General features: G+C 39.4%; 26 protein-coding genes. 14 read left to right on the top strand and 12 right to left on the bottom strand.

What is annotated here, in order from left to right; translation table 11 throughout:
- Positions 1-4 precede the first annotated feature (4 nt).
- The 7 genes from IE199_RS02840 to IE199_RS02810 all read left to right on the top strand — a co-directional run bounded on the left by IE199_RS02840 (position 5) and on the right by IE199_RS02810 (position 7,302).
- The gene (locus tag IE199_RS02840; RefSeq protein WP_189767187.1) at positions 5-1,009 is read left to right on the top strand and encodes a DUF58 domain-containing protein; all 1,005 of its coding nucleotides are present in this window, start codon (positions 5-7) and stop codon (positions 1,007-1,009) included.
- Complete coding sequence (locus tag IE199_RS02835) at positions 997-1,482, top strand: DUF4381 domain-containing protein (protein ID WP_189767186.1); 486 nt, start codon at positions 997-999, stop codon at positions 1,480-1,482. Before IE199_RS02840 ends, IE199_RS02835 begins: the two co-directional genes overlap by 13 nt.
- A complete protein-coding gene (locus tag IE199_RS02830) occupies positions 1,479-2,501 on the top strand; it encodes a vWA domain-containing protein (protein ID WP_189767185.1) in 1,023 nt (340 codons plus the stop codon). Before IE199_RS02835 ends, IE199_RS02830 begins: the two co-directional genes overlap by 4 nt.
- A complete protein-coding gene (locus IE199_RS02825) occupies positions 2,494-4,314 on the top strand; it encodes a vWA domain-containing protein (RefSeq protein WP_229854498.1) in 1,821 nt (606 codons plus the stop codon). Before IE199_RS02830 ends, IE199_RS02825 begins: the two co-directional genes overlap by 8 nt.
- Positions 4,308-5,954: a BatD family protein gene (locus IE199_RS02820; protein WP_229854496.1), complete on the top strand. Its 1,647-nt coding sequence runs from the start codon at positions 4,308-4,310 to the stop codon at positions 5,952-5,954. The genes IE199_RS02825 and IE199_RS02820 overlap by 7 nt, the downstream gene beginning before the upstream one ends.
- A 126-nt stretch (positions 5,955-6,080) precedes the next feature.
- Positions 6,081-6,596: a sigma-70 family RNA polymerase sigma factor gene (locus tag IE199_RS02815; protein ID WP_189767184.1), complete on the top strand. Its 516-nt coding sequence runs from the start codon at positions 6,081-6,083 to the stop codon at positions 6,594-6,596.
- On the top strand, positions 6,589-7,302 hold the full coding sequence (locus IE199_RS02810; protein ID WP_189767183.1) for a DUF3379 family protein: 714 nt from the start codon (positions 6,589-6,591) through the stop codon (positions 7,300-7,302). Before IE199_RS02815 ends, IE199_RS02810 begins: the two co-directional genes overlap by 8 nt.
- Positions 7,303-7,382: 80 nt before the next feature.
- On the opposite strand, the gene putP is transcribed toward IE199_RS02810, so the two are convergent.
- Positions 7,383-8,864: a sodium/proline symporter PutP gene (gene putP, locus IE199_RS02805; RefSeq protein WP_189767182.1), complete on the bottom strand. Its 1,482-nt coding sequence runs from the start codon at positions 8,862-8,864 to the stop codon at positions 7,383-7,385.
- Between the two features lie 245 nt (positions 8,865-9,109).
- Between putP and IE199_RS02800 the strand changes: the two genes are divergently transcribed.
- Positions 9,110-10,330 (top strand): EAL and HDOD domain-containing protein, encoded by a 1,221-nt coding sequence (locus IE199_RS02800; RefSeq protein ID WP_189767181.1) that lies wholly within the window; start codon positions 9,110-9,112, stop codon positions 10,328-10,330.
- 47 nt (positions 10,331-10,377) lie between these two features.
- On the opposite strand, the gene galE is transcribed toward IE199_RS02800, so the two are convergent.
- The 7 genes from galE to galU form a co-directional block, all read right to left on the bottom strand.
- Positions 10,378-11,385, bottom strand: a complete 1,008-nt coding sequence (gene galE, locus IE199_RS02795) for a UDP-glucose 4-epimerase GalE (protein ID WP_189767180.1) — start codon at positions 11,383-11,385, stop codon at positions 10,378-10,380.
- Positions 11,386-11,393: 8 nt separating this feature from the next.
- Positions 11,394-12,359 (bottom strand): DHHA1 domain-containing protein, encoded by a 966-nt coding sequence (locus IE199_RS02790; protein ID WP_189767179.1) that lies wholly within the window; start codon positions 12,357-12,359, stop codon positions 11,394-11,396.
- 5 nt (positions 12,360-12,364) lie between these two features.
- Positions 12,365-12,964: an adenylyl-sulfate kinase gene (cysC, locus tag IE199_RS02785; protein WP_189767178.1), complete on the bottom strand. Its 600-nt coding sequence runs from the start codon at positions 12,962-12,964 to the stop codon at positions 12,365-12,367.
- 21 nt (positions 12,965-12,985) lie between these two features.
- A complete protein-coding gene (locus IE199_RS02780; protein WP_189767177.1) occupies positions 12,986-14,713 on the bottom strand; it encodes an SLC13 family permease in 1,728 nt (575 codons plus the stop codon).
- Between the two features lie 91 nt (positions 14,714-14,804).
- A complete protein-coding gene (cysN, locus tag IE199_RS02775; protein ID WP_189767176.1) occupies positions 14,805-16,217 on the bottom strand; it encodes a sulfate adenylyltransferase subunit CysN in 1,413 nt (470 codons plus the stop codon).
- A 45-nt stretch (positions 16,218-16,262) separates the two neighbouring features.
- Entirely contained in the window at positions 16,263-17,165 is a 903-nt protein-coding gene (cysD, locus tag IE199_RS02770; protein ID WP_189767175.1) for a sulfate adenylyltransferase subunit CysD, read from the bottom strand.
- A 157-nt stretch (positions 17,166-17,322) separates the two neighbouring features.
- The gene (gene galU, locus IE199_RS02765; protein ID WP_189767174.1) at positions 17,323-18,216 is read right to left on the bottom strand and encodes a UTP--glucose-1-phosphate uridylyltransferase GalU; all 894 of its coding nucleotides are present in this window, start codon (positions 18,214-18,216) and stop codon (positions 17,323-17,325) included.
- A gap of 351 nt (positions 18,217-18,567) precedes the next feature.
- On the opposite strand from galU, the gene IE199_RS02760 reads away from it, so the two are divergent.
- From IE199_RS02760 to serA, 4 genes are all read left to right on the top strand, one after another.
- The gene (locus IE199_RS02760) at positions 18,568-20,106 is read left to right on the top strand and encodes a peptide MFS transporter (protein ID WP_189767173.1); all 1,539 of its coding nucleotides are present in this window, start codon (positions 18,568-18,570) and stop codon (positions 20,104-20,106) included.
- Between the two features lie 38 nt (positions 20,107-20,144).
- Entirely contained in the window at positions 20,145-20,738 is a 594-nt protein-coding gene (locus IE199_RS02755) for a 5-formyltetrahydrofolate cyclo-ligase (RefSeq protein WP_189767172.1), read from the top strand.
- Between the two features lie 159 nt (positions 20,739-20,897).
- Complete coding sequence (gene rpiA, locus IE199_RS02750) at positions 20,898-21,554, top strand: ribose-5-phosphate isomerase RpiA (protein ID WP_189767171.1); 657 nt, start codon at positions 20,898-20,900, stop codon at positions 21,552-21,554.
- Between the two features lie 149 nt (positions 21,555-21,703).
- On the top strand, positions 21,704-22,933 hold the full coding sequence (serA, locus tag IE199_RS02745) for a phosphoglycerate dehydrogenase (protein WP_189767170.1): 1,230 nt from the start codon (positions 21,704-21,706) through the stop codon (positions 22,931-22,933).
- A gap of 54 nt (positions 22,934-22,987) precedes the next feature.
- Here serA and IE199_RS02740 read toward each other — a convergent pair whose 3' ends face one another.
- From IE199_RS02740 to ribH, 4 genes are all read right to left on the bottom strand, one after another.
- Positions 22,988-23,446: a phosphatidylglycerophosphatase A family protein gene (locus IE199_RS02740; RefSeq protein WP_189767169.1), complete on the bottom strand. Its 459-nt coding sequence runs from the start codon at positions 23,444-23,446 to the stop codon at positions 22,988-22,990.
- A gap of 9 nt (positions 23,447-23,455) precedes the next feature.
- The gene (gene thiL / locus IE199_RS02735; protein ID WP_189767168.1) at positions 23,456-24,424 is read right to left on the bottom strand and encodes a thiamine-phosphate kinase; all 969 of its coding nucleotides are present in this window, start codon (positions 24,422-24,424) and stop codon (positions 23,456-23,458) included.
- Between the two features lie 91 nt (positions 24,425-24,515).
- The gene (gene nusB / locus IE199_RS02730; RefSeq protein ID WP_189767167.1) at positions 24,516-24,932 is read right to left on the bottom strand and encodes a transcription antitermination factor NusB; all 417 of its coding nucleotides are present in this window, start codon (positions 24,930-24,932) and stop codon (positions 24,516-24,518) included.
- A 14-nt stretch (positions 24,933-24,946) separates the two neighbouring features.
- Complete coding sequence (gene ribH, locus IE199_RS02725) at positions 24,947-25,411, bottom strand: 6,7-dimethyl-8-ribityllumazine synthase (protein ID WP_189767166.1); 465 nt, start codon at positions 25,409-25,411, stop codon at positions 24,947-24,949.
- Positions 25,412-26,133: 722 nt separating this feature from the next.
- Between ribH and IE199_RS02720 the strand changes: the two genes are divergently transcribed.
- Entirely contained in the window at positions 26,134-26,376 is a 243-nt protein-coding gene (locus IE199_RS02720) for a helix-turn-helix domain-containing protein (RefSeq protein WP_189767165.1), read from the top strand.
- Positions 26,377-26,389: 13 nt separating this feature from the next.
- Positions 26,390-26,578: a hypothetical protein gene (locus IE199_RS02715; RefSeq protein ID WP_189767164.1), complete on the top strand. Its 189-nt coding sequence runs from the start codon at positions 26,390-26,392 to the stop codon at positions 26,576-26,578.

Below are 26,578 nucleotides of genomic sequence, written 5' to 3'. Positions count from 1 at the left end.
TTCAATGTGGTCTAGAGCACAACAAGACAAAACCCCATGTAGTACCGGTGAACTATTATCATCGTTACAAACCACAGGGGTTTCACTGTCTATTGAAGAGCTAATTAATTATCAAAACAAAGCATCGTTAATCAACTTAACGTCGACCAAAAACATGCACGGACAATTAGCTGGCAACTATCTGGCACGCACCAAAGGCCGAGGCATGGAGTTTGATGAGGTACGTCATTACCAAACAGGTGACGATATCCGAACCATTGATTGGCGAGTCACTGCTCGTACTGGTAAAACTCATACCAAACTATTTCGCGAAGAAATTGAGCGCCCAGTAATTGTTGCCACAGATTTAAGCGCTAACATGGCTTTTGGCAGTCGATTGCTGTTTAAATCAGTACAAGCTGCTCATTTAGCCGCGTTAATCGCATGGCATACAAAGCAACGTGGCGATCGATTTGGTGGTATTGTTTTTAATGATAATCAGCATTTAGAACTTAAGCCGCGCAGCAGACACCAAGGTGTTTTGCACTATTTACACGCACTGACCACCACACATCAGGCAACGATTGACGCGCTCAATATTGGACAAATAAGCGAAAATAAAACAATATGCTTTGCTGAAAATTGCATGCGGATCAGACAAGTAGCTCGCCCTGGCAGCTTGGTATATTTGATCACAGATGGCCATCATACCTCAAAAGATGCAATTCGCCATTTATCAAATATAAGTCAACATTGTGAACTTGTTGTTTGCTTAATTTCAGACCCATTAGAGCTTGAGCTTCCACAAATTGACGGAAAAATGAATGTCAGCGTAACCGATGGTAGTAGTAAACAAAGCTTAACCTTAGGCGATGAAAAAACCGCTAGGGAATACCACAACAAAGCTTCACAATTTATCAGCGACAACGAATCATTATTAAGTAAAGCGGGTGCTCGATTGATTCATTTCAGCGCGGGCCAATCGTTAGAACAACAAATTAAAAATGGGGTAGCACCATGGATCCGTTAGCCCAATTAAATGATATTCATATACCACAACAAGTACATGGCTGGCCTGTAGCACTTGGGTGGTGGCTGTTAGCAGCAACTGTGTTAATCGCTGTAAGCTATTTTATTTGGCGATATGTCAAACTAAAAAGAATTAATAAGATAAAACAAACAGCACTAAATTTGCTTGTTAGCGAACAACACTCGCCCGCTGAGTTGATAAAAATTTTAAAATGGGCATGTATGCATTACTTCCCAAGAACAGATGTCGCCAATCAATACGGTGACCAATTGGCGAGCTTCTTACGACAAGCCCTACCAGAAAAAAAGCAGTCTGGCTTAAACGAAAATATCGGCAAATTACTAGATACTCATTATAGAAAAGAAACCGATCATCAGACGCAAGAACAGTTGCAACAACAGATTGTTTATTGGCTTCAGCATGCTTTACCTCCCAAAGCAAAACCAAAATCGAATGTGGGAGAAGTTAAATGATTGAATTTGCCTTACCTTGGGCCTTAATTGCCTTACCTCTACCTTTTTTGATTTATTTGCTTCCTGCAAAAAACAACGGTGAAGCTGCAGCCTTGCGGATGCCAACCATGCTGCCAGGAGTAAACAGCGAAAAATCACATTCACAAGGAAGAAAAACTCCGGTTAGTTTACTCATGCTACTTTGGTGTTTATTGGTTGCTGCGGCGAGTCAACCACAATGGCTTGGCGACCCTGTTAGTATACCAACAGAAGGCAGAGAAATGATGGTAGCCGTTGATTTATCAGGCAGTATGCAAGTTGAAGATATGGAACTACAAGGCCGACAGGTAAATCGACTAGATATGCTAAAAATATTACTTGGCGAATTTATCGAGCGCCGTGTCGGCGACAGAATTGGTTTGATACTGTTTGGTGACGATGCTTACATGCAAACACCTATGACCTTTGATCGTGAAACAGTAAAACAAATGCTTGATGAAACCGTTCTTGGCTTAGTGGGTAAACAAACAGCGATAGGTGATGCAATTGCCCTTGCAGTGAAACGTTTTGATGAAAAGAAAACGTCAAATCGAGTATTACTTTTACTAACAGATGGCCAAAACACCGCAGGTAAAATACTGCCAGAGCAAGCGCTCGAATTAGCCATAGCTAAAAAAGTTACTATCTATTCGATTGGTATTGGTGCCGACGTAATGATTCAACGTTCATTATTTGGCAAGCGCAGAGTAAATCCTTCAAGTGAACTTGATGAAGAGACACTAACTAAACTTGCTGAACAAACAGGTGGTAAATACTTTAGGGCTCGCAGCGGTAGTGATATGGAGCAAATCTATCAGTTGCTTGATCAACTTGAACCCGTCGAACAAGAACAGCAACAAATGCGTCCGTTAACAGCATTATTCTATTACCCGCTGGCCATTGCCTTGCTATTAGCGTTGGCGTATATCACGCTTATCAGTTATTTCCCAGGTGGCATTTTAAAACGATCAACAACATTAACGGAGAAACATAGTGGCTGATTTTCACTTTATTCGTCCGTACTGGTTACTGGCAATCGTCGCTCTTATTTTTGCGCTACATTTACTGAAGAAATATCGCATCAGTCAATCTGGTTGGCATAAACTGATCCCAGAGCACCTTGCACATGTATTAATTGATGGCAAAACCGAGCATAAGTCTGCCTCTGTATTGTTGCCGTTTATTATCGGTGTATTAGCTATTGTAGCTCTTGCTGGCCCAACCTGGAAAAAACTCCCCCAACCGGTTTATCAAATGGCTAGAGGTTCAGTGTTAATCATGGACATGTCATACTCCATGTATTCTACTGATGTATCACCTAACCGACTTACCAGAGCACGTTATAAAGCTATTGATTTACTCAACCAATTAAATGAAGGCGAAATGGGTTTAATCGCCTACGCAGGTGATGCTTTTACGATAAGCCCATTAACCGAAGATGTTAACAATATTGAGTTGTTACTGCCGTCACTTAGCCCAGAATTAATGCCAGAGCTCGGCAGTAATCCCTACGCCGCTTTAGTACTTGCAGCACAAACACTGCAAAATGCAGGTCACATTGAAGGTGATATATACTGGTTTACCGACGGTATCGATGACGAAGATTTACAAGATATAGTTGATTGGCAACGAGAATCATCTTATCGCTTAAATATTATGGGTGTTGGTACAACAACTGGTGCGCCAATCAAACTTCCCAATGGGCAGCTGTTAAAGGACGATGATGGTTCCATTGTCATCCCTAAACTCAGTGAAAGCTTGCTAAACACTGCAGCAATTCAGGGCTCAGGCACTTATGCCCGTATGTCTAATAACAATACTGATATAGAAGCTTTAGTAAAGCCACCTATACATACAGATGAAGACAAAAAATCAGAAGCGAATCAAACAGGTGATCAATGGCAAGAATTTGGTCCTTACCTATTGATCCCGGTAATGCTTTTGCTATTACCGTATTTTAGACGTGGTAACCTACTTATAATATTACCTGCAGCCGTTTTATTATTTCCTACACCTCAAGCACAAGCAGATTTTTGGAGCGACTTATGGAAAACCAAAGATCAACAAGGGCAGTCTCTTTACAACGCAGAGCAATATAAAGACGCAGCAACAGCATTTGAACATCCTTCATGGAAAGGCAGCGCTCATTACCGTGCTGGTGAATATGAGGATGCGTTATCCGCTTTTATGCAAAGTAAAGATGCACAAACCAATGCAGACACTCAATACAACATTGGGAATACTTTTGCCAAACTACAACAATTTGATCAAGCCTTGGCGGCTTATGATAAAGCACTAGAGCTAAATCCCGACCACAAAGATGCCAAAGCAAACAAAGAATTGCTGGAAAAGTTGAAGCAACAGCAAGAACAGCAACAGAATCAAGATCAACAACAGCAAGATGACCAGCAACAACAAGATGGTCAGCAAAACGAAGGTGATCAACAGGAAAGCCAAGATCAGCAAAGTAATGAAGCTAGCGATGATCAGCAAAATAAAAATGACCAGCAGCAACAATCTCAAACTGCTGACGAGCGAAACGCTGACGAAAAGCCACCAGAGCAAGAGCCAGAACAAGAGCAGGCACAAGAACAACAGCAAAACGACAAACAAGAAGAAAAACAAGGTGAAGTCGAACAGCAGCAAGCAGAGTTAAGCCAAGATCAGCAAGAAAAAGAAATGGAACTAAAACATCAGCAACTATTAAACAAAGTAACTGATGATCCCTATTTGTTGCTACGAAATAAAATGCAGCTTGAATATCAAAAACGTCGTCAACGCCAAATTAGTTTAGGAGCAAAGAAAAAGTGGTAAAGGCAATTATTTTTCTAATCGGATTAACCATCTCCTTTGGTTCTCAGGCGCTTACTGAAGTGACAGCATCTGTAGACAAAAACCCGGTTATCGTAAACGAGTCTTTTGTGTTAACGGTTATTGCAGACGATGATATTGATACAAATGCATTAGATACTTCAGCGTTAGGTCGAGACTTTATTGTTGGCAGAACTTCTGTTAGTTCTCAAACCAGCATGGTGAACTTTAAGACAACTCGCACCACAAAATGGAGCATTGTACTTATTGCCAGAAAGCCAGGTGAAGTCACTATTCCAGCACTAACCCTTGAAGATAAAAGTACAGCGCCAATTAACCTAAAGGTTATAGAAGCGAGTGAAACCGACAGCTCTACACAACAAGAGTTATTTATCACCTCTGAAGTATCAAGCAAAGAAGTGTATGTTCAACAGCAACTAACACTAACAGTAAAACTGCATTTTGCCGCAGAATTAAAACGAGGAAGCCTAACAGAGCCAGCACTTGATGGCGCCAACATCAACCAAATTGGTAAAGACAAAGAAAGTGAAACCATCATTAATGGTCGTCGCTATAGAGTGATAGAAAGAGCCTACGCCATTAGTCCACAAGAGAGTGGTGAGTTTGTTTTAAAATCGCCAATTTTTTCTGGTGAAATAATGATGCCATCGACCCGCCGCAATAGCTTCTTGAGTTTTGCTGATACCAAACCCGTCAGTGTAATTGGTGATGAAATCCCAATTGTAGTAAAAGCAATTCCGGCACAATATCAAGGCATGTGGTTACCAAGTGAACTATTATCTGTTCATCAAGAATGGCAGCCAGAAGATGGTAATTTCATTGTCGGCGAGCCAATTACCCGAGTTATTACATTGACCGCTGCGGGCTTGTCAGAAGAACAGCTGCCAGAAATAGACATGCCACTTCCTGACGGCTTAAAAGTTTACCCTGACCAAGCACAGTTACATACCGGCTTAAACAGTAATCGATTAGTTAGTCAAAAAGTTCGTAACTTTGCCATTGTTGCTAACCAAGCAGGCACTTATAACATTCCTGAAATTGTTATCCCTTGGTGGAATACCAAAACCAATCAATACCAAGAAGCCGTGATCCCAGCTCAAACGATTGTCGTTGAGCCAAACCCTGACCAAGCACCTGTACCAAGTGCACCTATTGAACAACCGACTTCAGCCAATGTTGAAGCAGCCCCTACGCTGGTAGTACAACAACAAACACTATGGTTACAATGGGTGTTTTTAGCACTATGGCTATTAACACTAGCGGCTTGGATTTATTCAGCAAAAAGAAATGCTCAATCAAGGCAAAATAAAACGGATGTTAAAGTTAATGACGCTTACCTAGCATTGCTAGCAGCGTGTAAAAAGCATCAGGCTGAACAGGCTTTGAGCCTACTTGTTCCTTGGTATAATTCCATTTCTGTTGACAAAGTATCAACGATTGCCCAAATACAAAACCAAGCAGCGTCTACAACACTAAACTTTGAAATTAGTGAATTACAGGCGACACAATTTGGCAAAGAGCCAAAACCATGGCAAGGCCAAGGCTTGGCAAAAGCAATTCAAGAAATTAATAAATCGGGTATACAAAAAAAAGCACCCACTAAAATATCTCTCAACCCTTAATTTCACTAAACTGCCGCACTATCATCAAAGTGCGGCAGAGCCTTTCTATACCTCAACTTGAAATAAACCTCAGTTAAATTAAAATTTTTAAGAAAGTTTTTTTCACTCGTTCGGGTCTGTTCAATCATGGCGACAAAACAAGTTAGATACGAAGCACTCGTGAAGGCATTACATGGCGATCTTTATCGCTATGCCTATTGGCTGACCCACGACCCGCAAGTAGCGGAAGACTTAGTGCAAGAAACATTTTTACGCGCTTGGCGAGCATTAGATTCTTTAAAAGATGAAAAAGCAGCCAAGTCTTGGTTAATCACAATTTTACGCAGAGAAAATGCCCGACGATTTGAACGTAAGCGCTTTGAAATGGCGGAATATGAAGAAGCGGCAATAAAAGATGCCTCATCAACCACTTCAGAGCAAGAAACGGAAAATCACTGGTTACGTGAAAAAATAGCTCAGCTGCCCGAAGAGTACCGAGAGCCTTTGGTATTACAAGTAATTGGAGGATTCAGTGGCGACGAAATTGCTAGCATGCTTTCACTTAACAAAAACACGGTCATGACCAGATTATTTCGAGCTCGTAATCAATTGAAAGAAACGTTAGACGAAGAGCCAACAATGAGAGGTTTTCAAAATGGATGATTTGCAATTTAGACGCAGTATATATGCAGATCCCAAATCTACAGATCCTGATGTGGTTTCTGCAAAACTAAATGACCCTGCAAAACAAAAGTTTGCTCAAGAGCTTGAAGACTTTGATTTACAGATAGCTAAAGCTATGCAAGTGCCAGTGCCTGAAGGTTTAAGCCAAAAGCTTATTCTGAGACAGTCATTAGCAAGTCATCAACAGCAAACTCGTAAAAGTCGTATAAGACTAGCGTTAGCAGCATCTATCACTCTTGCAATAGGGCTTACGGTTAGTCAGTTACAATTTTCGCATGCCTACAATTCGGTTGCTGATTATGCCATTGCACATGTTAATCATGAGGCTAAATACTTTACAAATGAAGATGAAGCCAATGTAACGCTTGCTTCCTTAAATAGTAAGATGACTTCATTCAAAGGTAGCTTTTCCGATACCCTTGGTGAATTGATGATGGCAGACTTTTGCCGATTTGATGGTATGAAGAGTCTGCATTTAGTCTATAGAGGTAGAACAAGCCCAGTTAATGTATTTATTGTGCCTGACAATGATTACATGGCATTTGATAAGCAGTTTTCTAGTAAATCATTCAACGGCGTCGTCAGTAGTTACAATAACAGCCGTGTGATTATTGTTGGTGACAAGCAAGAGCCATTAAATCAATGGCAAGAAAAACTAAATCAGGGAATTCGTTGGGCGACGTAATATCAAATGAAAAGATTTCCCCAATAAGAAACGCCAGGCATAATGCCTGGCGTTTTTATTTTTAAAACACAAACTTGCACTTAAAGCTGTTTAGCACGTTCAAATGTTTCGCTTATCTCTGCTGAAACAGGTTTTGTTACCTTACTGACAATAATAATCGCTATAGTAGCAACGATAAAACCAGGGACAATCTCATAGATAGTAGCGCTTAGCGAAGCACCATTAATTGTTACCGGTGCATAAATCCAAAACAGTACTGTTGCTGCGCCAGCTAACATACCCGCTAAAGCGCCCTGTTTTGTCATACGTGACCAATACAAACTTAATATAACAAGAGGTCCAAACGCTGCTCCAAAGCCAGCCCAAGCATTGCTTACTAAGCTTAAAATGGTGCTATCTCTATCATAAGCTAAAACAATCGCTACTATCGCCACTAAAACTACCGATAAACGTCCAACGCGCACTAATTCAGTTTCACTGGCAGATTTATTCAAAAATATTTTATAAAAATCACCCGTTAATGAACTTGAAGTCACTAATAGTTGCGAAGAAATTGTACTCATAATCGCAGCAAGAATAGCCGCCAATAAAAAGCCGGTAATTAATGGGTGAAACAACACCTGAGATAAATGAATGAAGATGGTTTCTGCATCTTTAAGGTTTGTACCTGTTTTGGAAACATATGCAAGCCCAGTTAACCCTGTTGCCAATGCACCAATAATTGAAACAATCATCCAACTCATGCCAATTCTGCGAGCGACAGGGATATCTTTTACTGAACGAATAGCCATAAACCTTACTATGATGTGAGGTTGTCCAAAGTACCCTAACCCCCAGGCCATCGCAGAAATAATACCTATAGCTGACACACCTCCAAATAAATTCAGCATATCTGGATTAACAGAAGCAATCGTACTTTGCATTTCTGCGTAACCACCAACTTCAGATAATGCCACAACGGGCACTAATACTAAGGCTAAAAACATAATACAGCCTTGAACAAAGTCGGTTAGACTCACTGCAAGAAAACCACCAAACAAAGTGTAAACAACTACAACACCAGCTGTGATATATAGACCTGCCTCGTAAGTTAAACCAAACGATGTTTCAAATAATTTTCCACCAGCAACAACACCAGAAGAGGTATAAAGCGTAAAGAAGATGATGATTACAATAGAAGACGTCACTCTGAGGATATGACTAGAATCATGAAAACGATTTTCGAAAAAATCAGGTAAGGTGATCGAATCATTTGCCAATTCAGTGTAGTTTCTCAAACGCGGCGCAACAATTAAATAATTTAAGAAAGCCCCAATGACCAAGCCAATCGCAATCCACATGCTACTTGCACCTGAAACGTACATCGCCCCGGGTAGCCCCATTAACATCCAGCCACTCATATCAGAAGCACCTGCTGAGAGAGCAGTAACTGACGGGCTAAGATTACGGCCACCAAGCATATAGCCAGATACATCACTAGTAGACTTTCGGTAGGCATACAAGCCAATAGCTAACATGACGATAAAATATATAGATAAAGAAACTAACGTACCTATGGCCAAAAGAATTCTCCTAATTTTTGTAGTTATTAAGTGAGATGTATTTATTCAAATAAATTGCGTTATATACAAATTTGCAACAATATTTAAAGTGGATTGGTGATATTATCTGATTATCAACGGGGATTATAGGATTTTGCGGTAATATTCGAGATTCCTTCGGTCAATGGATGAAAAAGAAAATAATTATCGTGAAATCATGAAGTAAATCTCCTATATTCTAAAAATATATGTTGATAGGAATTTGTATGTATTTTTACGCCGCGCGGCAACCTATACTGGACAAAGAAAAAAATCTTTACGCGTATGAATTGCTGTTTAGAGATAGCATAGACAACGTTTTTCCAGAAATAGATGGTAATGAAGCAACCAGTAAAATGATAGAAGCTAGCCAGTTTAATATGGGCATTAGCGACTTTACTGGTAACAAACCTGCTTTTATCAATTTCACGCTTGATACTTTGAATAAAGGTTATCCTGAAATGCTGACAACCGAAGAATTGGTTGTTGAAGTACTTGAAACGATAAAGCCTGGAAAAAAGCTACTATCTTTGTGCAAAGCCTTATTTGAAAAAGGCTATACATTAGCGCTTGATGATTACGAACACCAAAATGTATGGGCACATTTTTATCCCTACATCAAAATTATTAAAGTCGATTGGAAAGCGACAACAGTAGAAGAAATCGTTCAAATCAAAAAAGCAATCGCATCTTTTGATCACATCCAGTTGCTTGCTGAAAAAATTGAAACATACGAAGAGTATAACCAAGCACTTGAATTAGGATTTGAGCTGTTTCAAGGCTTCTTTTTTGCCAAACCAGAAATGATAAAGGCAAAAAATTTATCTCCTTCACAAATGGCAATGGCAGAGTTGTTATATGAAACATCAAAGCCTGATTTAGACCTAGCCGCGATCACTTCTGTTTTTGAACGCGATGTATCATTGTCATACAAGCTATTACGCTACGCAAATTCAGCTATGTTTAAACGTAGAAGCGAAATATCAACGATAAAACAAGCACTCGTCACCTTAGGATTTGCAGAGCTTAAACGTTTTATCGGGTTAATGTTTGCCACTAATGCCAATCCTGACAAACCATCAGAGTTGATTAAATCTGCTATGGTCAGAGCAAAATTTTGCGAAACGATTAGTGCTGATGCAAAAGGGAATATCCAAAGCTCTATTGCCTTTTTAACTGGCTTGATGTCACTAATAGACGCCATATTAGACGAAGAACTCACTTCGGTATTGGAAAAGTTACCTCTCACACAAGAGATAAAAGACGCACTGATTAACAAAACAGGCGCTCTTTCAGAATTACTATCACTTGTTGAACAACTAGAAAAGGCTAATTGGCAGAGTTGTAACGAATTAGCAGAGGGTTTAAACCTAGATAAAGCCAATGTTGCTAAAGCATTTAATGAAGCTATGTCATGGACTGATGAACAGCTCTCGATGGCTCAATAATTCTAGTTATATTTACCAAAAAGCCGCTCTATGAGCGGCTTTTTTCTTTAATAACCATCTGGATTTTCTGATTGCCAGCGCCAAGTATCAGCTAACATATCAGTCAGACTAAATTTAGCTTGCCAGCCCAAGAGTCGCTCCGCCAGCTCTGCATTTGCATAAACAGTAGCTAAGTCACCTTCTCGTCTTGGCACTACTTGATAAGGTACAGCTTTTCCACTGACTTGCTCAAAACCTTTAACAATATCTAATACGGATGTGCCGTTTCCAGTACCTAAATTAATTGGTTGACAACCTTTGATATCAGCAAGAGACTCCAACGCTTTAACATGCCCTATGGCTAAATCAACCACATGGATATAGTCACGAACTCCGGTGCCATCTGGTGTATTATAGTCATCACCAAACACTTGTAATTGTGGTAAACGCCCTACTGCAACTTGTGCAACATAAGGAAGTAGATTATTTGGGATGCCATTTGGGTTTTCACCAATTAAGCCAGTTTTATGTGCACCAATAGGATTAAAATAACGCAAACTGATAATTGACCAAGCTTCATCACTTTTAGCTAAATCAAACAGTATTTCTTCAATCATCAATTTTGTACGACCATATGGGTTGGTCGCTGAAATCGGCATTTGTTCATGTAAGGGTGAAACATTGCTCTCACCATAAACGGTAGCAGACGAGCTAAACACAAGGCGCTTAACTTGAAACTTTGCCATAACCTCAAACAATGTCACTGAACCCGAGACATTGTTATGGTAATAACTAAGTGGAATTTCATTCGACTCGCCAACTGCTTTTAAGCCAGCAAAATGCACTACGGCATCAAAGCTGTGCTCAAAGAAAATAGCTTCAAGCGCAATACGATCACATATATCAGCTTCAATAAAAGTAGGACGTTGTCCTGTGATCTGCTCTACTCTATCTAACACAAGTGGTGAAGAATTCGATAAATTATCGACAATAACCACCTCATGCCCTAATGTTAAAAGCTCAACAACCGTATGGCTGCCGATATAACCTGTTCCACCAGTAATTAAAAGTTTCATCTTAATCCTCAGGATGATGTTTTATAATAGTGATTAACTGCCTCTATAAAAGCGTCAATTTCAGCTTCTGGAAGTTGGTTGACACCCGCTGCGGCAGCACGTCCGCCACCTGTTGCAAACTTAGAGCAGACATCACCAGCTCCTTGTTTGTTATTCAAAGGTGCTCGAAGGCTAATAGTATAAGTGTCATCACCGTTTGTGGTAAAGACGATATGGGCTTTATCTGGGTTTTGATTGGCTAAATCATTACCATAGACACCGCTAACTCTTCTTGCCCACGCTTCATCAGGTAACAAGATCGCCTTACAAGTACTACAGTCATGCAGTACTTTAGCTGATTTAGCCTGAGATATATCTTGGGTATATGCGGCTTGCAACTTTTCAAAAACCGAGCCTTGTTGTGCAATCAAATCAAATGGATCTTTAAATTGCGTTAACAACTGATACAGTTCGTCTGGCGCATAGTGCAAATCTTCAAGCTTTTGACCATAGCCGTTGTAATTAATGTAGATTCCAAGTTCATTTAACTTAGCTCTTTGCTCTGAACTTAGGTTGTACTTATCTGCTAATTGCTCAGCAGAATTAATCATATTATCACCGTATGCTGCGGCAATTGCCCAAAACACATATTGATCATCTAAATATTTATTGATGATCAAACTAGTACATGTATTTGGATCGGTATCGATCATCGGTTGTAGATATGGCGACGCAGGAATATCCCCTGGTCGGTGATGATCGGCATAAAAAACGTCGATTTCTTTTTCCAGCAAAGTGACTAGAGCGCTGTGGTTTTTTTCCATTGAAATATCAAGCGCGGTAACACTAGTCGCTTTATTCACATCTACGCGCTTTAGCAAACTGATGTCCCGTTTTACACCTGTCACTAAAACAGACTCAATAGGCTCAGCAAACCTCAATTGCAACAGGGCAATGATACCGTCAGCGTCTCCGTTAAATACGTCATAATGCATAGTAATTACCCGATATAGTTATTCTTCTCTAAATACGCAATGATTTGATCAGCGCACTGCTCGATAGACAAATCGGCAGTTTTTACGTGAACTTCAGGCGTACTAGGAATATCATAAGTTGAGTCAATGCCTGTAAAATCTTTGATTTCCCCCGCACGGGCTTTTTTGTATAGGCCTTTTGGATCTCTTTGCTCACAAATTTCAATTGGTGTGTCGATAAACACCTCTATAAATTCGCCACTGGAAAGTTTTTCACGCGCCATTTGGCGGTCAGTCGCAAAAGGAGAAATAAATGCAGTAGAGACAATTAAACCAGCATCAACAAATAATTTAGCTACCTCACTGATACGTCTGATATTTTCAATACGGTCTTCATCACTAAAGCTAAGATCACCATTTAAGCCATGCCTAACATTGTCACCATCTAATAAATAGGTGTGCTGCCCTTTTGCAAATAATTTTGCATCTACTGCATTTGCAATGGTTGATTTCCCTGAGCCACTTAACCCGGTAAACCACAACAAACAAGGTTTTTGAGATTTAATTTGTGCACGTTGAGCTTGGTTAATATGTTGTTCGTGCCAAACAGTATTTTCTGTTTTCATGAGTAACTCTTTAATAAATTTTTAAAAAGGGAAAAAAATGGGTATCAAGGTCAGCACAACAGCTGAATACGCTATTGATATAGGTACACCAAATTTAACGACATCTAACAAAGTATAATTACCCGCGTTATACACCATGACATTGGTTTGATAACCAAACGGGCTAATAAAACTTCCACTAGCAGCAAATGCTACAGCCATAACAAAAGGAATTGGATTCACACCTAAGCCAATTGCGATGTTATAAGCAATTGGAAAAATTAAAGCTGCAGCGGCACTATTAGTCACTAACTCAGTAATTAATAGCGTAGCGACAAAGATGACCACTAGAGTAATAAAAGCACTTTGCCCTTGCAGCAAACTTTCAATGTTGGTTGCCAGTAAACCGGCGACACCACTACTTTCAAGCGCTTTAGCCAAGGTTAATGCCCCTAACACTATCATCCATATTTCTAGTGGAAATCGACGCTTTATTTCATTTACCGTAAGGCAATCGGTGAAAACCAAAATACCGACATAAAAGATCAAGGCTTTTAATAAAGTGACATCCGTTAATACGGAAAATAATACGGTCGCGATAAAACCAAAAACCGTTAAACTGTCTCGCCACCCCGAAAGCATATTGTCAGGTTGGTGGCCTGATAAAATATAAAAATTTTTACTTAAGTTAGTTCGAGTACTAAAGTCGTTACCTACCGCCAACACCAGAATATCTCCGGGCTGGATCACTAAAGAGCCTAGTTTTCCGGATAGCGCCGTCCCCTCTCTTCTCACGGCGACCACAGCTGCGTCAAATCGAGCCCTAAAACCTGCTCGTTTTAATGTTTTACCAACAACTGCTGAATCAGGCTTTATTAATACTTCAGTTAAATTGTCGCGGAGTAAACCGTCTTGTTCAGCAAACAGGGTTAAACCATCAAATTGCTGCAAAACTTTTACCTTTGATACATCACCTGTAAAAATAAGCTTATCACCGCGATTTAACACTTCATCAGGTGCAACCGGCGAAATTAAACGGCCATCTCTAATCACTTCTACGAGAAACAAAGCATCGAGGTTACGCAAGCCATTTTCTTCGACAGTTTGACCAACCATTTTTGAATCAGCGGAAACTCGTGCCTCTAACAAATAATCTTGATTTTTGAGTTGCTCAAGTTCCATATCAGGTAAGCTGTACTGCCTTACAAGTATTATACCTAGGCACACCACCAAAGCCGATGCACCAATAGGGGTAAAATCAAAAAAGCTTAACCCTGCATTCCCTTGTTCGATCAACATGGTATTAACGATCAGGTTTGTTGAAGTACCAACCAAGGTTAACGTTCCGCCAAGAATTGCCGCAAATGACAAAGGTAAAAGTAACTTTCCTGGGTTTACAATACGATTACTTTTAATGGTAGAAATTAATGCAGCAACCACCGCCGTATTATTCATAAAAGCAGAAGCAATAGCGGTGTAAATGAGAGTTTTTAATGTTGATAAAAACGGTTTGCCATTGATCATAACACCAGAAAGGCGGCGTAAAACGCTAGTTCTCTCAAACGAAAAAGACGCTAAAACCAATAAAATAAGAGTCACTAAGCCTGGGTTTACTGCATTTGATAACACGTCATGTGTATCAACGTAAGACAAACTTAAACACGCCAACATCGCAAAAGCAAAAACACGCTCTGGCACTCGTTGATATTTAATTAGCCCGGCAAAAGTGAAGATGAAGATGCCAATTAAGGCCCACTGCATTGCTACCATATATATTATTGTCCCTTAGCAGCAAATCATAAGATTAGATGTATCAGCTGCTTAAGCTTAATGCAAGTTAAGCAGCTGATTTTAACAAGCGTTATTTAAGTAATTTACCTAAATCTCTCGCTCCCCAATGTGGGAAATGCTTCCTTACTAATGCGTTAAGTTCAACCTCAAAAGCACTGTATTGATGCTGATCTTGTAACTCAGATGTGCCGTTGATCATACCTGCACCTACCGTAATATTAGACAGGCGATCAATAATGATAAAAGCACCTGTAGCACGGTTTTCGTGATATGGGTCAAAATGCAACGTTTCAGCTACAGTGAAATTTACCGAGCCAATTTCATTCAACGCTAACTGATTAACCTCTGTTTTTTCCATGGTGTTAACATTGGTTTTATGTTCAATATTAACCACATGGCCAGTTGTCAGTTTTGTTCCATGCTTGATGTAGTATTCGCGACCTGTTTCTAGCTCATCTTCATGCATCCAAACGACAGAGGCATTAAATTCTTTTGAAGAAAGTGGTGCCGCTCCTTTGCGAATAATTAGCTCACCACGGCTAATATCAATTTCATCTTCAAGCGTTAAAGTGACTGCTTGGCCTTTTTCGGCTTTCTCTAAGTCGCCATCAAAGGTAACAATCGACTTAACTTTGCTTTCCTTACCAGATGGCAAGGTTACAATTTCGTCACCAACGCGAATGCTGCCAGAGCCAATTGTGCCTGCAAAACCTCTAAAGTCTAGGTTCGGTCTGTTTACATATTGCACTTGAAAGCGGAAGTCTGTACATACGTCATCGTTACTTACGTTTACCGTATTAAGCAGCTTCATCAAGGTAGCACCAGGATACCAAGGCATATTTGCGCTTTCTTCAACAACGTTGTCACCAAGTAACGCAGAAATTGGTACAAAGCGAACGTCTGTAAATGCTAGTTGATCAGCAAAATCGCGATATTCTTTTTTAATTTCTTGGTATCTGTCTTGACTGTACTCAACTAAGTCCATCTTGTTGACTGCAATTAAGACATGCTTGATGCCCAGTAAAGAACAGATGAATGAATGACGACGAGTTTGTGTTTGTACACCATGACGTGCGTCGATCAATATAATCGCCAAATCACATGTTGATGCACCCGTTGCCATGTTACGCGTGTACTGTTCGTGACCTGGAGTGTCAGCAATAATAAACTTGCGTTTATCGGTAGAGAAATAACGGTATGCAACGTCAATAGTAATGCCCTGCTCTCGTTCAGATTGCAAGCCATCTACTAACAAAGCTAAATCAACAGCTTCCCCTGTGGTACCAACTTTTTTACTGTCTTTTTCAATCGCGGCTAATTGATCTTCAAAGATCATTTTAGAGTCATGTAAAAGTCGGCCAATTAACGTGCTTTTTCCGTCATCTACGCTACCACATGTTAAAAAACGCAGTAGCTCTTTATTTTCATGTTGCTTCAAATAAGCTTGAATGTCTTGTTCAATAAGGTCTGATTGGTGGCTCATAAAAAATCCTAAAAATGTAAATCACTAAAGTAAGAAATTTTTCGGTTAGAAATAACCTTCCATTTTCTTCTTCTCCATTGAACCAGCAGAGTCATGATCAATAACTCGACCTTGTCTTTCAGAGGTTTTTGTCAACAGCATTTCTTGAATAACATCAGTCAAGCTTGTTGCTTCAGATTCAACCGCACCTGTTAACGGATAACAACCTAGTGTTCTAAAGCGAACACTCTTCATTTGAATTTCTTCACCTTCTTCCAGTGGCATACGTTCATCATCAACCATGATTAACGTTCCGTCACGCTCAACAACTGGGCGTTTCGCCGACAAATAAAGTGGAACAATATCGATGTTTTCAAGGTAGATATATTGCCAAATATCAAGCTCTGTCCAGTTTGATAAAGGAAAAACACGAATACTTTCGCCCTTGTCAACTTTACTGTTATAGATATTCCAAAGCTCTGGGCGCTGGTTTTTAGGATCCCAACGGTGGTTTTTATCTCTAAAGGAATAGACACGCTCTTTTGCTCGTGACTTTTCTTCGTCACGACGTGCACCGCCAAATGCTGCATCAAACCCATGTTTATCTAAAGCTTGCTTTAAGCCTTGAGTTTTCATGATATCGGTATGCTTAGCGCTACCATGAACAAATGGATTAATATTCATCGCCAACCCTTCAGGGTTTTTATGAACGATCAAGTCAAAACCATATTCTTTTGCAACACGATCGCGAAATTCGATCATTTCCTTAAATTTCCACGTTGTATCAACATGTAATAATGGAAAAGGAATTTTACCTGGCGCAAAAGCTTTTCTTGCTAAGTGTAATAAAACAGCCGAATCCTTACCGACTGAGTACAACATAACTGGTTTATCAAATTCCGCGACAACTTCGCGAATAATATGAATGGACTCTGCTTCCAATTTTTTTAAATGTGTTTGATTTGTCATCTACCCGTATTTCCTTAGGCAAGGTTAATGGCGTAATTTTGTCACAACAAAGACTAATGTTCCATATAAGAAATCGCTTTGTTAGAACGTTTGAGTATATAAAAATTTATCCCTATACTCATGAGAGCATAATATCGTTATCAGCCCTTAAATTTAACTATTTAATAGCATTCAGATATGTTCTGAATTCTTCACCTATGTCATCGTGACGTAAGCCGTATTCAACAATCGCTTTCATATAACCGATTTTAGAACCACAATCATGCGACTTACCCGTCATATGAAAAGCTTCAACTGGCTCTAATTTCATTAGACTAGCAATTGCGTCTGTTAATTGAATTTCATCACCAGCTCCTGGCGGCGTAAATTCAAGCAAATCCCAAATTTGTGACGATAAAACATAACGCCCTACAACCGCCAAATTAGACGGCGCTTCGTCAATTGCTGGTTTTTCTACTATCGCCGTCATGACCTTTGATTCACCAGGATTCAAGGCATGTCCTTCACAGTCTGCTACTCCATAATTGCTGACTTGTTCAATAGGCACTGGCTCAACCATAATTTGGCTTATCGCTGTATCTTGATAACGCGCTAACATAGCAGCCAAATTTTCAGTTTTTAGATTTGCTGATGCGTCATCCAAGATAACGTCAGGTAAAACAACAATAAAGGGATTATCACCTACTAAAGGCCTTGCTTTTAATACCGCATGTCCTAATCCTTTAGCTTCACCTTGTCTGACGTGCATAATGGTAACGCCTTTGGGACAAATAGCTTGGATTTCTTCAAGTAACTGCCTTTTAACACGCTTTTCTAACGTTGTCTCTAGTTCAAATGATTTGTCAAAGTGATTTTCAATCGAGTTTTTAGATGAATGGGTAACTAGTACGATTTCTTTGATACCTGCATCTATACATTCGTTAACAATATATTGAATTAGTGGTTTGTCGACGATCGGTAGCATTTCCTTCGGTATTGCTTTGGTTGCCGGTAACATTCTAGTTCCAAGACCGGCAACGGGAATGACTGCTTTCGTAATTTTGTTATCCATTTTTACTTCACTTTTTTGTTGACCTAATTTAGCTCTAAAACAAATTTAATAAAAAATATAAGTCAAAAGCTTAAAGCCCTAATATTACTATTTTTTGATGATGCAATTCCACCACCAATCTACGTAAAGATGTTTTCGGGGGACTTATTAAAATCACATACCTTGCCAATTTTCACGACAAAATGATTTAAATGAGTCGTCCTCTATACTTGCACCTTTAAGCGTTCAAAGGTATAAAGTCGATTGAAATAAAATTTAATGCGCAAAATATCACTCGTTAAAAAACATATTTCGGATATAAAAAGAAAAACAAAAACAATATAACGTGCGCACCTTCGGAAGGATTAATCTATGACGACGCAAACCGAAAAGACTTTTTGGGGGCAACCTCAAGGTCTTCAAACGCTGTTTTTCACAGAAATGTGGGAACGATTCAGCTACTACGGCATGAGAATGCTACTAGTTCTTTTTATGACAGCTACACTGCAAGAAGGCGGCTTAGGCCTAACCGTCGCCTCGGCAACAGCGATATATGGACTTTATACTGGTAGTGTGTATTTTATGGGGCTACCTGGAGGTTGGATTTCTGACCGATTAATTGGTGGCCAAAAGGCTGTTTGGTATGGCGGTATTATTATTATGTGTGGACATATTGTCCTCGCAATTCCAAGTGATAAAACCTTTTTTATCGGATTAGTACTTGTGGTACTAGGCACAGGTTTACTTAAGCCAAACATTGGCGCCATGGTTGGTCAACTTTATTCTGAAGAAGACAAGCGCCGTGATTCTGGTTATGCCATTTACTATATGGGTATCAACTTAGGCTCTACACTAGGTTACATTATTTGTGGTTACCTAATGGAAGATGACAGTTTTGGTTGGCACTGGGCGTTTGGTGCTGCAGCTGTAGGTATGGCATTAGGTCTTATTCAATACAGAAAAACACTTAATAAATTGGACGGTGTAGGTTCACTACCAGCGTCACCTTTATCACCACAAGCCGCTAAAATCAGTTGGACTATCATTGCCGCTTTCTTAGTGCTTGTCGTTTTAATTACTAGCATGGCGATGAACGGTTCAATCGTTATTGACCCTGTGTCAGTCGCTCAATATGTTGCAATCAGCTTTACCTTGATGTTCGTTCTTTATTACGCATCAATTTATATCTTCGGTAACTTAACGCCCAACGAAATGAAACGTTTAGGCGCGTTATTGTTAGTGTGTATTGCCTCTGCTTGTTTCTGGTCGGGTTTTGAACAAGCTGGCTCTTCAATGAACTTGTTTGCTCGCGATTACACTGATCGTATGTTAACAAGCGTCGATTTTGAAATCCCGACAGGTTGGTTCCAATCGCTTAACGCTTTCTTTATCGTTTTGTTATCGCCATTTTTTGCTGCACTTTGGATAAATTTAGGTAAGCGCTTAGTTTCGCCTTCATACGGTATCAAGTGTGCTATTGGTCTAATTATCATGGCCAGTGGTTTTATTGTAATGTTCTTTGCAGCTCAATACGCAGCGTCGGGTTTAAAAGTTGCTCCATATTGGTTAGTTGCCACTTATTTCTTGCATACTGTGGGTGAACTTTGTTTAAGCCCTGTAGCATTAAGCGCAGTGAGTAAATTATCACCTCGTCGATTTGCAGGACAAATGATGGGTGCGTTTGTATTAACTTACTCAATCGGTAACATTATCTCTGGCTTATTAGCGGGTAACTTTGATCCTAATAACATTGAGCAATTACCAAACTTATATAGCCAAATTGCATTATTTAGTATTGGCATTGGTATTGTGATCGTTTTAATTGGTTTTAAATCTAGATTCTGGGAAAACCTTGCTGAGGACGAAAAAGAGTCCGAGCAAAAAGATAAAACAACCACAGCGACTGCTTAATTAATCAAACGGTGAGGTAACTCACCGTTTTTTTTATCATGAAAAATACATTAAATTTGAGAACACAGATTCGCCAAGAGATACGCGACAAAAGGCGTTCACTATCGTCATCATTTCAACAACAAGCAGCTAAATCTTTAGTTACTCAGATAGCACCTTTGATGACAAAAGATAAACCTCAATCAGTCGCGTTATACCTTTCTAATGATGGAGAATTGTCCACACAGGAACTAATAGCGTATTGTTGGCAACAGCAAACCAAAGTATACCTGCCCGTTATCCACCCTTTCAGTAAAGGACATTTGCTATTTTTAGCTTACACACCCGATACGCAGATGACTGCAAATAAATATGGAATTGCAGAGCCAGCACTAGATGTTAGCCAAGTTTATCCAGCTCACGCTATCGATATGATATTTACCCCTTTAGTCGCGTTTGACAACACCGGCGCTAGGTTAGGAATGGGAGGTGGTTTTTATGATAGAACTTTAGCACAACTAGAAAAATCAAACGCCCACACTCAAGTGATAGGTTTAGCACATGATTGCCAATGTGTAGAGCAAATTCCAACTGAAGCTTGGGATATGCCGTTAGAGCAAATCATTACACCAACCAGTCATTATCGCTTTTAATACTTTTCCCAGCTGATAATCATTTTAATAACCAGACATTGGTTCTAGATTTAAACCGCAAACTATTAATTAAAGCCAAGGTGTTGAGTTAATTGACGTAGCACTATTTCTTATACAAACCTGAGGTTATAATAGCAAAAAAATTTTCTGGAAAAGATCATGACTCAAGACGAAATGAAAAAAGCAGCTGCAATCAAAGCATTAGAATTTGTAGAAGATGACTCTATTGTTGGCGTAGGTACAGGTTCAACAGTTAACCACTTTATCGATGCACTAGCGAGCAAAAAAAATGACATCAAAGGTGCGGTTTCAAGCTCAGAGGAATCAACCCGTCGTTTAAAAGAACTTGGTATCGAAGTTTACGACTTAAATAGTGTTGATGAAATTGGTGTATATGTTGATGGAGCCGACGAAATTACAGAACACATGCACATGATCAAAGGTGGTGGAGCTGCGTTAACTAGAGAAAAAATAGTCGCTGCCGTTGCTAAAACATTCGTTTGTATTTGTGATGAAACTAAGCTTGTTGGAGTATTAGGCAAATTTCCTTTACCTGTGGAAGTTATCCCAATGGCACGCAGCTATGTTGCCAGAGAGTTAGTAAAACTAGGCGGAGATCCTGAATATCGTCAAGGCGTTGTAACAGATAATGGCAACGTGATCCTTGATGTGCATAACTTAGAGATAATCGATCCAAAAGGACTCGAAGAACGCATCAATGGTATTGTAGGTGTTGTTACCAATGGTTTGTTTGCTCATCGTGGTGCCAATGTGCTTATTTTAGGTACAGAAAATGGTGCAAAAGTCGTAAAATAAAACTTTAGAGTTTTAGCACTATATGATAAGTTCTAGGTGAATTTAGGTATCTAGCCATCTAAACACCAGATATTAACTGGGTAATCGGTACTTTGATTGCGCTAATTAATTACTGGTGTTTTATAACTTAACGAGAACGGTTTAACGCCATGAGCAACAAGTCATTAGCAAAAGAAAAAATTAAGATTTTACTTCTTGAAGGCGTACATCAAAGTGCATTAGAAGAATTAAAGTCAAAAGGTTACACCAACATTGAATATTTAAAAACGTCATTATCAGAGCCAGAGCTGATAGAAAAGATTGCTGACGTTCACTTCATTGGTATTCGTTCTCGTACCATGTTAAATGAAACGGTTTTAAATCACGCAAAAAAACTAGTTGCTATTGGTTGTTTTTGTATTGGCACTAACCAAGTGGATACTAAGGCAGCCCAGAAACGTGGTATTCCTGTATTCAATGCACCTTTTTCCAACACACGCTCTGTAGCAGAATTGGTATTAGGGGAGTTATTACTGATGCTTCGCGGAATTCCAGAGAAAAGTGCTCAAGCACACCGAGGCATTTGGAATAAGTCAGCGGCAGGCTCTGTTGAAGCTCGTGGTAAAACGTTAGGCATTGTTGGCTATGGCCATATTGGAATGCAGGTTGGCATTTTAGCGGAAACCTTAGGCATGAAGGTTAAGTTTTATGATATTGAGACTAAACTACCTCTTGGCAATGCTGAACAAGCACCAAGCCTTACCGCTTTATTGCAACAAGCCGATGTAGTTAGCTTACATGTGCCTGAAACGCCTCAAACTCAAAATATGATGGGTGCAGCAGAATTTGATGTGATGAAAGACGGTGTGGTGTTTATCAATGCTTCTCGTGGCACTGTAGTTGATATCGACGCTTTATGTGAAGCTTTGTCGAGTAAAAAAGTAGCTGGTGCTGCAATTGATGTATTCCCTGTGGAGCCTAAAGGTAATGATGAAGAGTTTGTTTCTCCATTAAGAGCGTTTGACAACGTTATTTTAACGCCACACATTGGTGGTAGCACTAAAGAAGCTCAAGAAAACATTGGCTTAGAAGTGGCTAGTAAATTAGCCAAATATTCAGATAATGGCTCTACCCTATCAGCGGTTAACTTCCCAGAAGTTTCTTTACCTGAACATATTGGCACAAGTCGTTTATTACATATTCACAAAAACCAACCTGGTATATTAACTAAAATTAACCAATCTTTTGCAGAATTTAACATCAATATCGCCGCGCAATATTTACAAACCGATGATCAAATTGGTTATGTTGTTATCGATATTGAAACAGAAAATAGTGAAACCGCTCTAGATCAGTTAAAACAAATTGAAGGGACAATAAAAGCACGTATCCTTCACTAAAAACCATGAAAAAAGCCCTGAAAATTCAGGGCTTTTTTATTACAAAATGCAGTATCAATAAATTAAGTGCATTACCGCCAATGCAGCAAAACCAGCGGCAATATCATCCAGCATTATCCCTAATCCACCATGACAATTTTTATCCAACCAGCTAATCGGCCATGGCTTAAAAATATCGAATATTCGAAAAAGAATAAAACCTACTAACACACTATGCCACGATACGGGTATTAAAAACATCGTGATGACAAAACCAACAATTTCATCCCAAACAATGGCAGGATGATCATGCACACCAGCATCTTGTGCAGCTTTACCACATATATAAATACCGGCTGTCGCCATCACTAACACCACAATCGCATAGATCGGAGCAGCAAGCACAGACATCAATAAAAATATAGGGATGGCAGCAAGCGTACCAAATGTTCCAGGCGCCTTAGGCGCTAATCCACTACCAAAGCCCAACGCCAAAAATTGAATGGGGTTAGATAGCTTAAAAGATTTAGACATAAACTGACATTACACCCCATCAACAAAATGTTGATAACCTTCTGCCTTTATTTCTACAGGTTTTTCATTTAACAATGCAGTAATTTTTTGACTACCATTTAACTGACCAATACAACTAAGTTTAATACCCATATCAGTTAACGCAGTTTCCATACCGACTTTGTTGTCTTCATTTACGGTAAACAACAGCTCGTAGTCATCACCACCGGTTAATGCAAGATCTATTGCTTGTTCAGTCCCTAATACTTGTAAAACTTCTGCGGGTACCGGAAGCTTGTCTAATATGATATTTGCTCCAACAGAGGATGCCTCACATATATGTGTTAGGTCAGCAATAAGTCCATCAGACAAATCTATTGCAGATGATGCATACTGACGTAATGCTTGACCTGCCAATACCCTAGGCATAGGTAAATCAAGTCTTTCCTGTACCACTCTCAACACTTCAGGCACTAATGTTAGCTTTTGATAATAATGCTGCAGTGCCAGTGCAGCGCCCCCAATCTCACCCGTTACATATACCCAATCGCCAGCTTTAGCACCTGAACGAGTGATCTGTTGATTATGCGGCACCAAACCTTGTGCTGTAACCGTAATACTAAGAGGCCCTTGAGTAGTATCTCCGCCAATTAGCTGAACATTGTAGTATTCACAAAGCTCGAACATGCCTGTGCAAAACTCACCAACCCATTCTTCATCTACATTAGGTAAAGTGATCGCAACAGACACCCAGCTTGGATCTGCCCCCATGGCCGCTAAATCTGATAAATTTACCGCAATTGCTTTATGGCCAATCGCTCTTGGTGGTGTGTCTTCTGGGAAATGCACACCCGCAACTAGGGTATCAGTCGTGATAGCGATATTTTGTTTTTCTGAAGGGGCAATTAGAGCACAATCGTCGCCAATGCCTATAAGAACGTCTTTTCGGCTGACTGACTGCTCTTTAAAATAAGTTTTAATCAAATCAAACTCTTTCATCGCATATGTCCTGCTAGAGTGCTCCATATATACAAAAGGCGCACTTTTAAAGTAACGCCTTATTGAATGCTATAAAAAAACGATAAGTGGTTTATTCAGTGGGGCGAATTAACTTAACAGCTTTATCTAATACGCCATTAACAAACTTATGACTATCGTCAGCAGCAAAAAGTTTCGCTAACTCGATAGCTTCGTTAATTACCACTCGATATGGAACATCTAAGCAGTCTTTCAACTCATACACAGCAACACGTAAAATAGCTTTTTCAATGTGATCAACTTCGTCAACATTTCTATCTAGGTGCGGCGCCAACGCTTCGTCTAAAGAACTCGCTTGATTAGTAACACCTCTGAAAAGTTTTTGAAAAAAATCAATTTCAAAACGTCTCTTGGCGTTTTCTGTTAAAAAATGTGCTTCTACATCAGCAACTGAGTTTTCACTCATTTGCCAAGAGTAAACCGCTTGAACGGCAAGCTCTCTCGCTTTACGTCTAGGAGATGGTTTCACCTTTTACCTCAACCTTAAATTTGTGATAGCACGTTAACCATTTCTAACGCGCCCAAGGCAGCTTCACCACCTTTATTACCTGCTTTTGTTCCAGCACGTTCAATTGCTTGTTCAATTGAGTCAGTTGTTATTACACCAAATGAAACTGGTACTTCAGCTTCTAGCGCAACTTGTGCTAAACCTTTGTTACATTCACCAGCAACAAAGTCAAAGTGCGGAGTACCGCCACGAATTACTGCACCTATAGCAATAATAGCGTCAAATTCCCCCTTTGCCGCGGCTTTTTTTGCCACCAATGGTAACTCATAAGCACCAGGTACTTTGATTACTGTAATATCTTGTTCAGCGACATTGCCATGACGCTTTAACGTATCGATAGCACCTTCAAGTAAGCTATCAACGATAAAATGGTTAAAACGAGACACTACAATTGCAAATTTTTTACCTGTAGCAACAAAGCCACCTTCAATAACGTTCATGGAAAAATCACCCACTGATGAAAAAATTGTCGCGAGTTTAACAAAATCCAGAATATAAGGGTATATATTTATTATTAACTTAAACTAATAACTTAAAAACTGATTATAGCTTTATCGTTATAAACAAAACTCTACAACTGGTTCCTGCTACAATTTGTGCCCATTTTCCCAGTACGTTAAAATTTAAGGTTATGACTTAACAATAAAACTCTGCAATGTAGAAAGGTAGCTATTTTCAAAAACTCTATGTCTACTTTTAGTTTTGAGAAGCAAGCACGCACGTTACTAGTCTTATATTTCTTTATTGTAGCCATTAATTTTATAAATAACACAACATGCAAATAATTTGGCATTGATAATTCCCTCTTCATGTTGAAAATTTTGATAGATTCAATGAAGAACTAATGTGTTTGTCCGTGGAAATATCAACTCAGTATCAAAAATTCAATAAATTAACCTTTTGCTTATTGGTCTTTGCTTTTTTAATCTATTATCAAAAATTTATTGAACTTTTTTTCGTCTAACCAAACCTTCCCCCTGACTCGATAGATATGCAGTTGATGGTCGTGCGATTAAATTTAAAAAATGGTAATTTTTTTAAGCTTTTCTCGGAAAACCAAAAACATTTCTATTTCAATTTTTCTATTTATTGTAACTTTGATAAATTCTTAAATGAACTACTCACTGGATTAGAGAACTAAATTAGTTCTGGCCGTCCTAGCTTGCTAACACAACAACAACTAGCGCAATTGAATCAATACATACTGACTAGTACTTATGTAAAACAAGGCGGGAGATTAACTGGAGCTGATATCGGCGACTATATCCATCAGCACTTTAATGTTCGTTTTAACTCTGGTCACGTTTATAAAGTGATTAAGCGTTTAGGTTTTTCATGGATAACCACTCGCTCTAGGCACCCTAGACAACCTCAAGCTGTTCAAGAAGCTTTTGAAAAAGTTTAGGTTGTCAACGATCATGTACACACCATTTCATGTAAAGGCAGAAGATGTTGACGTTTGGTTTCAAGACGAAGGTCGATTCGGTCAACAAAATAACACGACAAGGTTATGGGCGCCTAAAGGCTCACGACCAAGAGCTATTCGACAACAATTTGAGTATGTTTATCTATTCGGTGCTGAATGCCCTAGTACAGGGAAGACATAG

This window comes from Thalassotalea marina (assembly GCF_014656435.1).
Classification (GTDB): domain Bacteria; phylum Pseudomonadota; class Gammaproteobacteria; order Enterobacterales; family Alteromonadaceae; genus Thalassotalea_C; species Thalassotalea_C marina.
Note: the sequence above shows the minus strand (reverse complement) of the source record. Positions and strands in the feature narration are given on the sequence as shown.

Excerpts from the sequence above, each read along its gene's own strand:
- IE199_RS02715 (WP_189767164.1), top strand. The coding sequence starts at position 26,390 with ATGTACACACCATTTCATGTAAAGGCAGAAGATGTTGACGTTTGGTTT.
- ribH (WP_189767166.1), bottom strand. The coding sequence starts at position 25,411 with ATGAACGTTATTGAAGGTGGCTTTGTTGCTACAGGTAAAAAATTTGCA.
- rpiA (WP_189767171.1), top strand. The coding sequence starts at position 20,898 with ATGACTCAAGACGAAATGAAAAAAGCAGCTGCAATCAAAGCATTAGAA.
- IE199_RS02740 (WP_189767169.1), bottom strand. The coding sequence starts at position 23,446 with ATGTCTAAATCTTTTAAGCTATCTAACCCCATTCAATTTTTGGCGTTG.
- galU (WP_189767174.1), bottom strand. The coding sequence starts at position 18,216 with ATGGATAACAAAATTACGAAAGCAGTCATTCCCGTTGCCGGTCTTGGA.
- IE199_RS02800 (WP_189767181.1), top strand. The coding sequence starts at position 9,110 with ATGTATTTTTACGCCGCGCGGCAACCTATACTGGACAAAGAAAAAAAT.
- IE199_RS02810 (WP_189767183.1), top strand. The coding sequence starts at position 6,589 with ATGGATGATTTGCAATTTAGACGCAGTATATATGCAGATCCCAAATCT.
- serA (WP_189767170.1), top strand. The coding sequence starts at position 21,704 with ATGAGCAACAAGTCATTAGCAAAAGAAAAAATTAAGATTTTACTTCTT.
- cysD (WP_189767175.1), bottom strand. The coding sequence starts at position 17,165 with ATGACAAATCAAACACATTTAAAAAAATTGGAAGCAGAGTCCATTCAT.
- IE199_RS02840 (WP_189767187.1), top strand. The coding sequence starts at position 5 with ATGTGGTCTAGAGCACAACAAGACAAAACCCCATGTAGTACCGGTGAA.
- cysN (WP_189767176.1), bottom strand. The coding sequence starts at position 16,217 with ATGAGCCACCAATCAGACCTTATTGAACAAGACATTCAAGCTTATTTG.
- galE (WP_189767180.1), bottom strand. The coding sequence starts at position 11,385 with ATGAAACTTTTAATTACTGGTGGAACAGGTTATATCGGCAGCCATACG.
- IE199_RS02835 (WP_189767186.1), top strand. The coding sequence starts at position 997 with ATGGATCCGTTAGCCCAATTAAATGATATTCATATACCACAACAAGTA.
- thiL (WP_189767168.1), bottom strand. The coding sequence starts at position 24,424 with ATGAAAGAGTTTGATTTGATTAAAACTTATTTTAAAGAGCAGTCAGTC.
- IE199_RS02755 (WP_189767172.1), top strand. The coding sequence starts at position 20,145 with ATGAAAAATACATTAAATTTGAGAACACAGATTCGCCAAGAGATACGC.
- cysC (WP_189767178.1), bottom strand. The coding sequence starts at position 12,964 with ATGAAAACAGAAAATACTGTTTGGCACGAACAACATATTAACCAAGCT.
- IE199_RS02780 (WP_189767177.1), bottom strand. The coding sequence starts at position 14,713 with ATGGTAGCAATGCAGTGGGCCTTAATTGGCATCTTCATCTTCACTTTT.
- IE199_RS02830 (WP_189767185.1), top strand. The coding sequence starts at position 1,479 with ATGATTGAATTTGCCTTACCTTGGGCCTTAATTGCCTTACCTCTACCT.
- IE199_RS02760 (WP_189767173.1), top strand. The coding sequence starts at position 18,568 with ATGACGACGCAAACCGAAAAGACTTTTTGGGGGCAACCTCAAGGTCTT.
- IE199_RS02790 (WP_189767179.1), bottom strand. The coding sequence starts at position 12,359 with ATGCATTATGACGTATTTAACGGAGACGCTGACGGTATCATTGCCCTG.
- IE199_RS02815 (WP_189767184.1), top strand. The coding sequence starts at position 6,081 with ATGGCGACAAAACAAGTTAGATACGAAGCACTCGTGAAGGCATTACAT.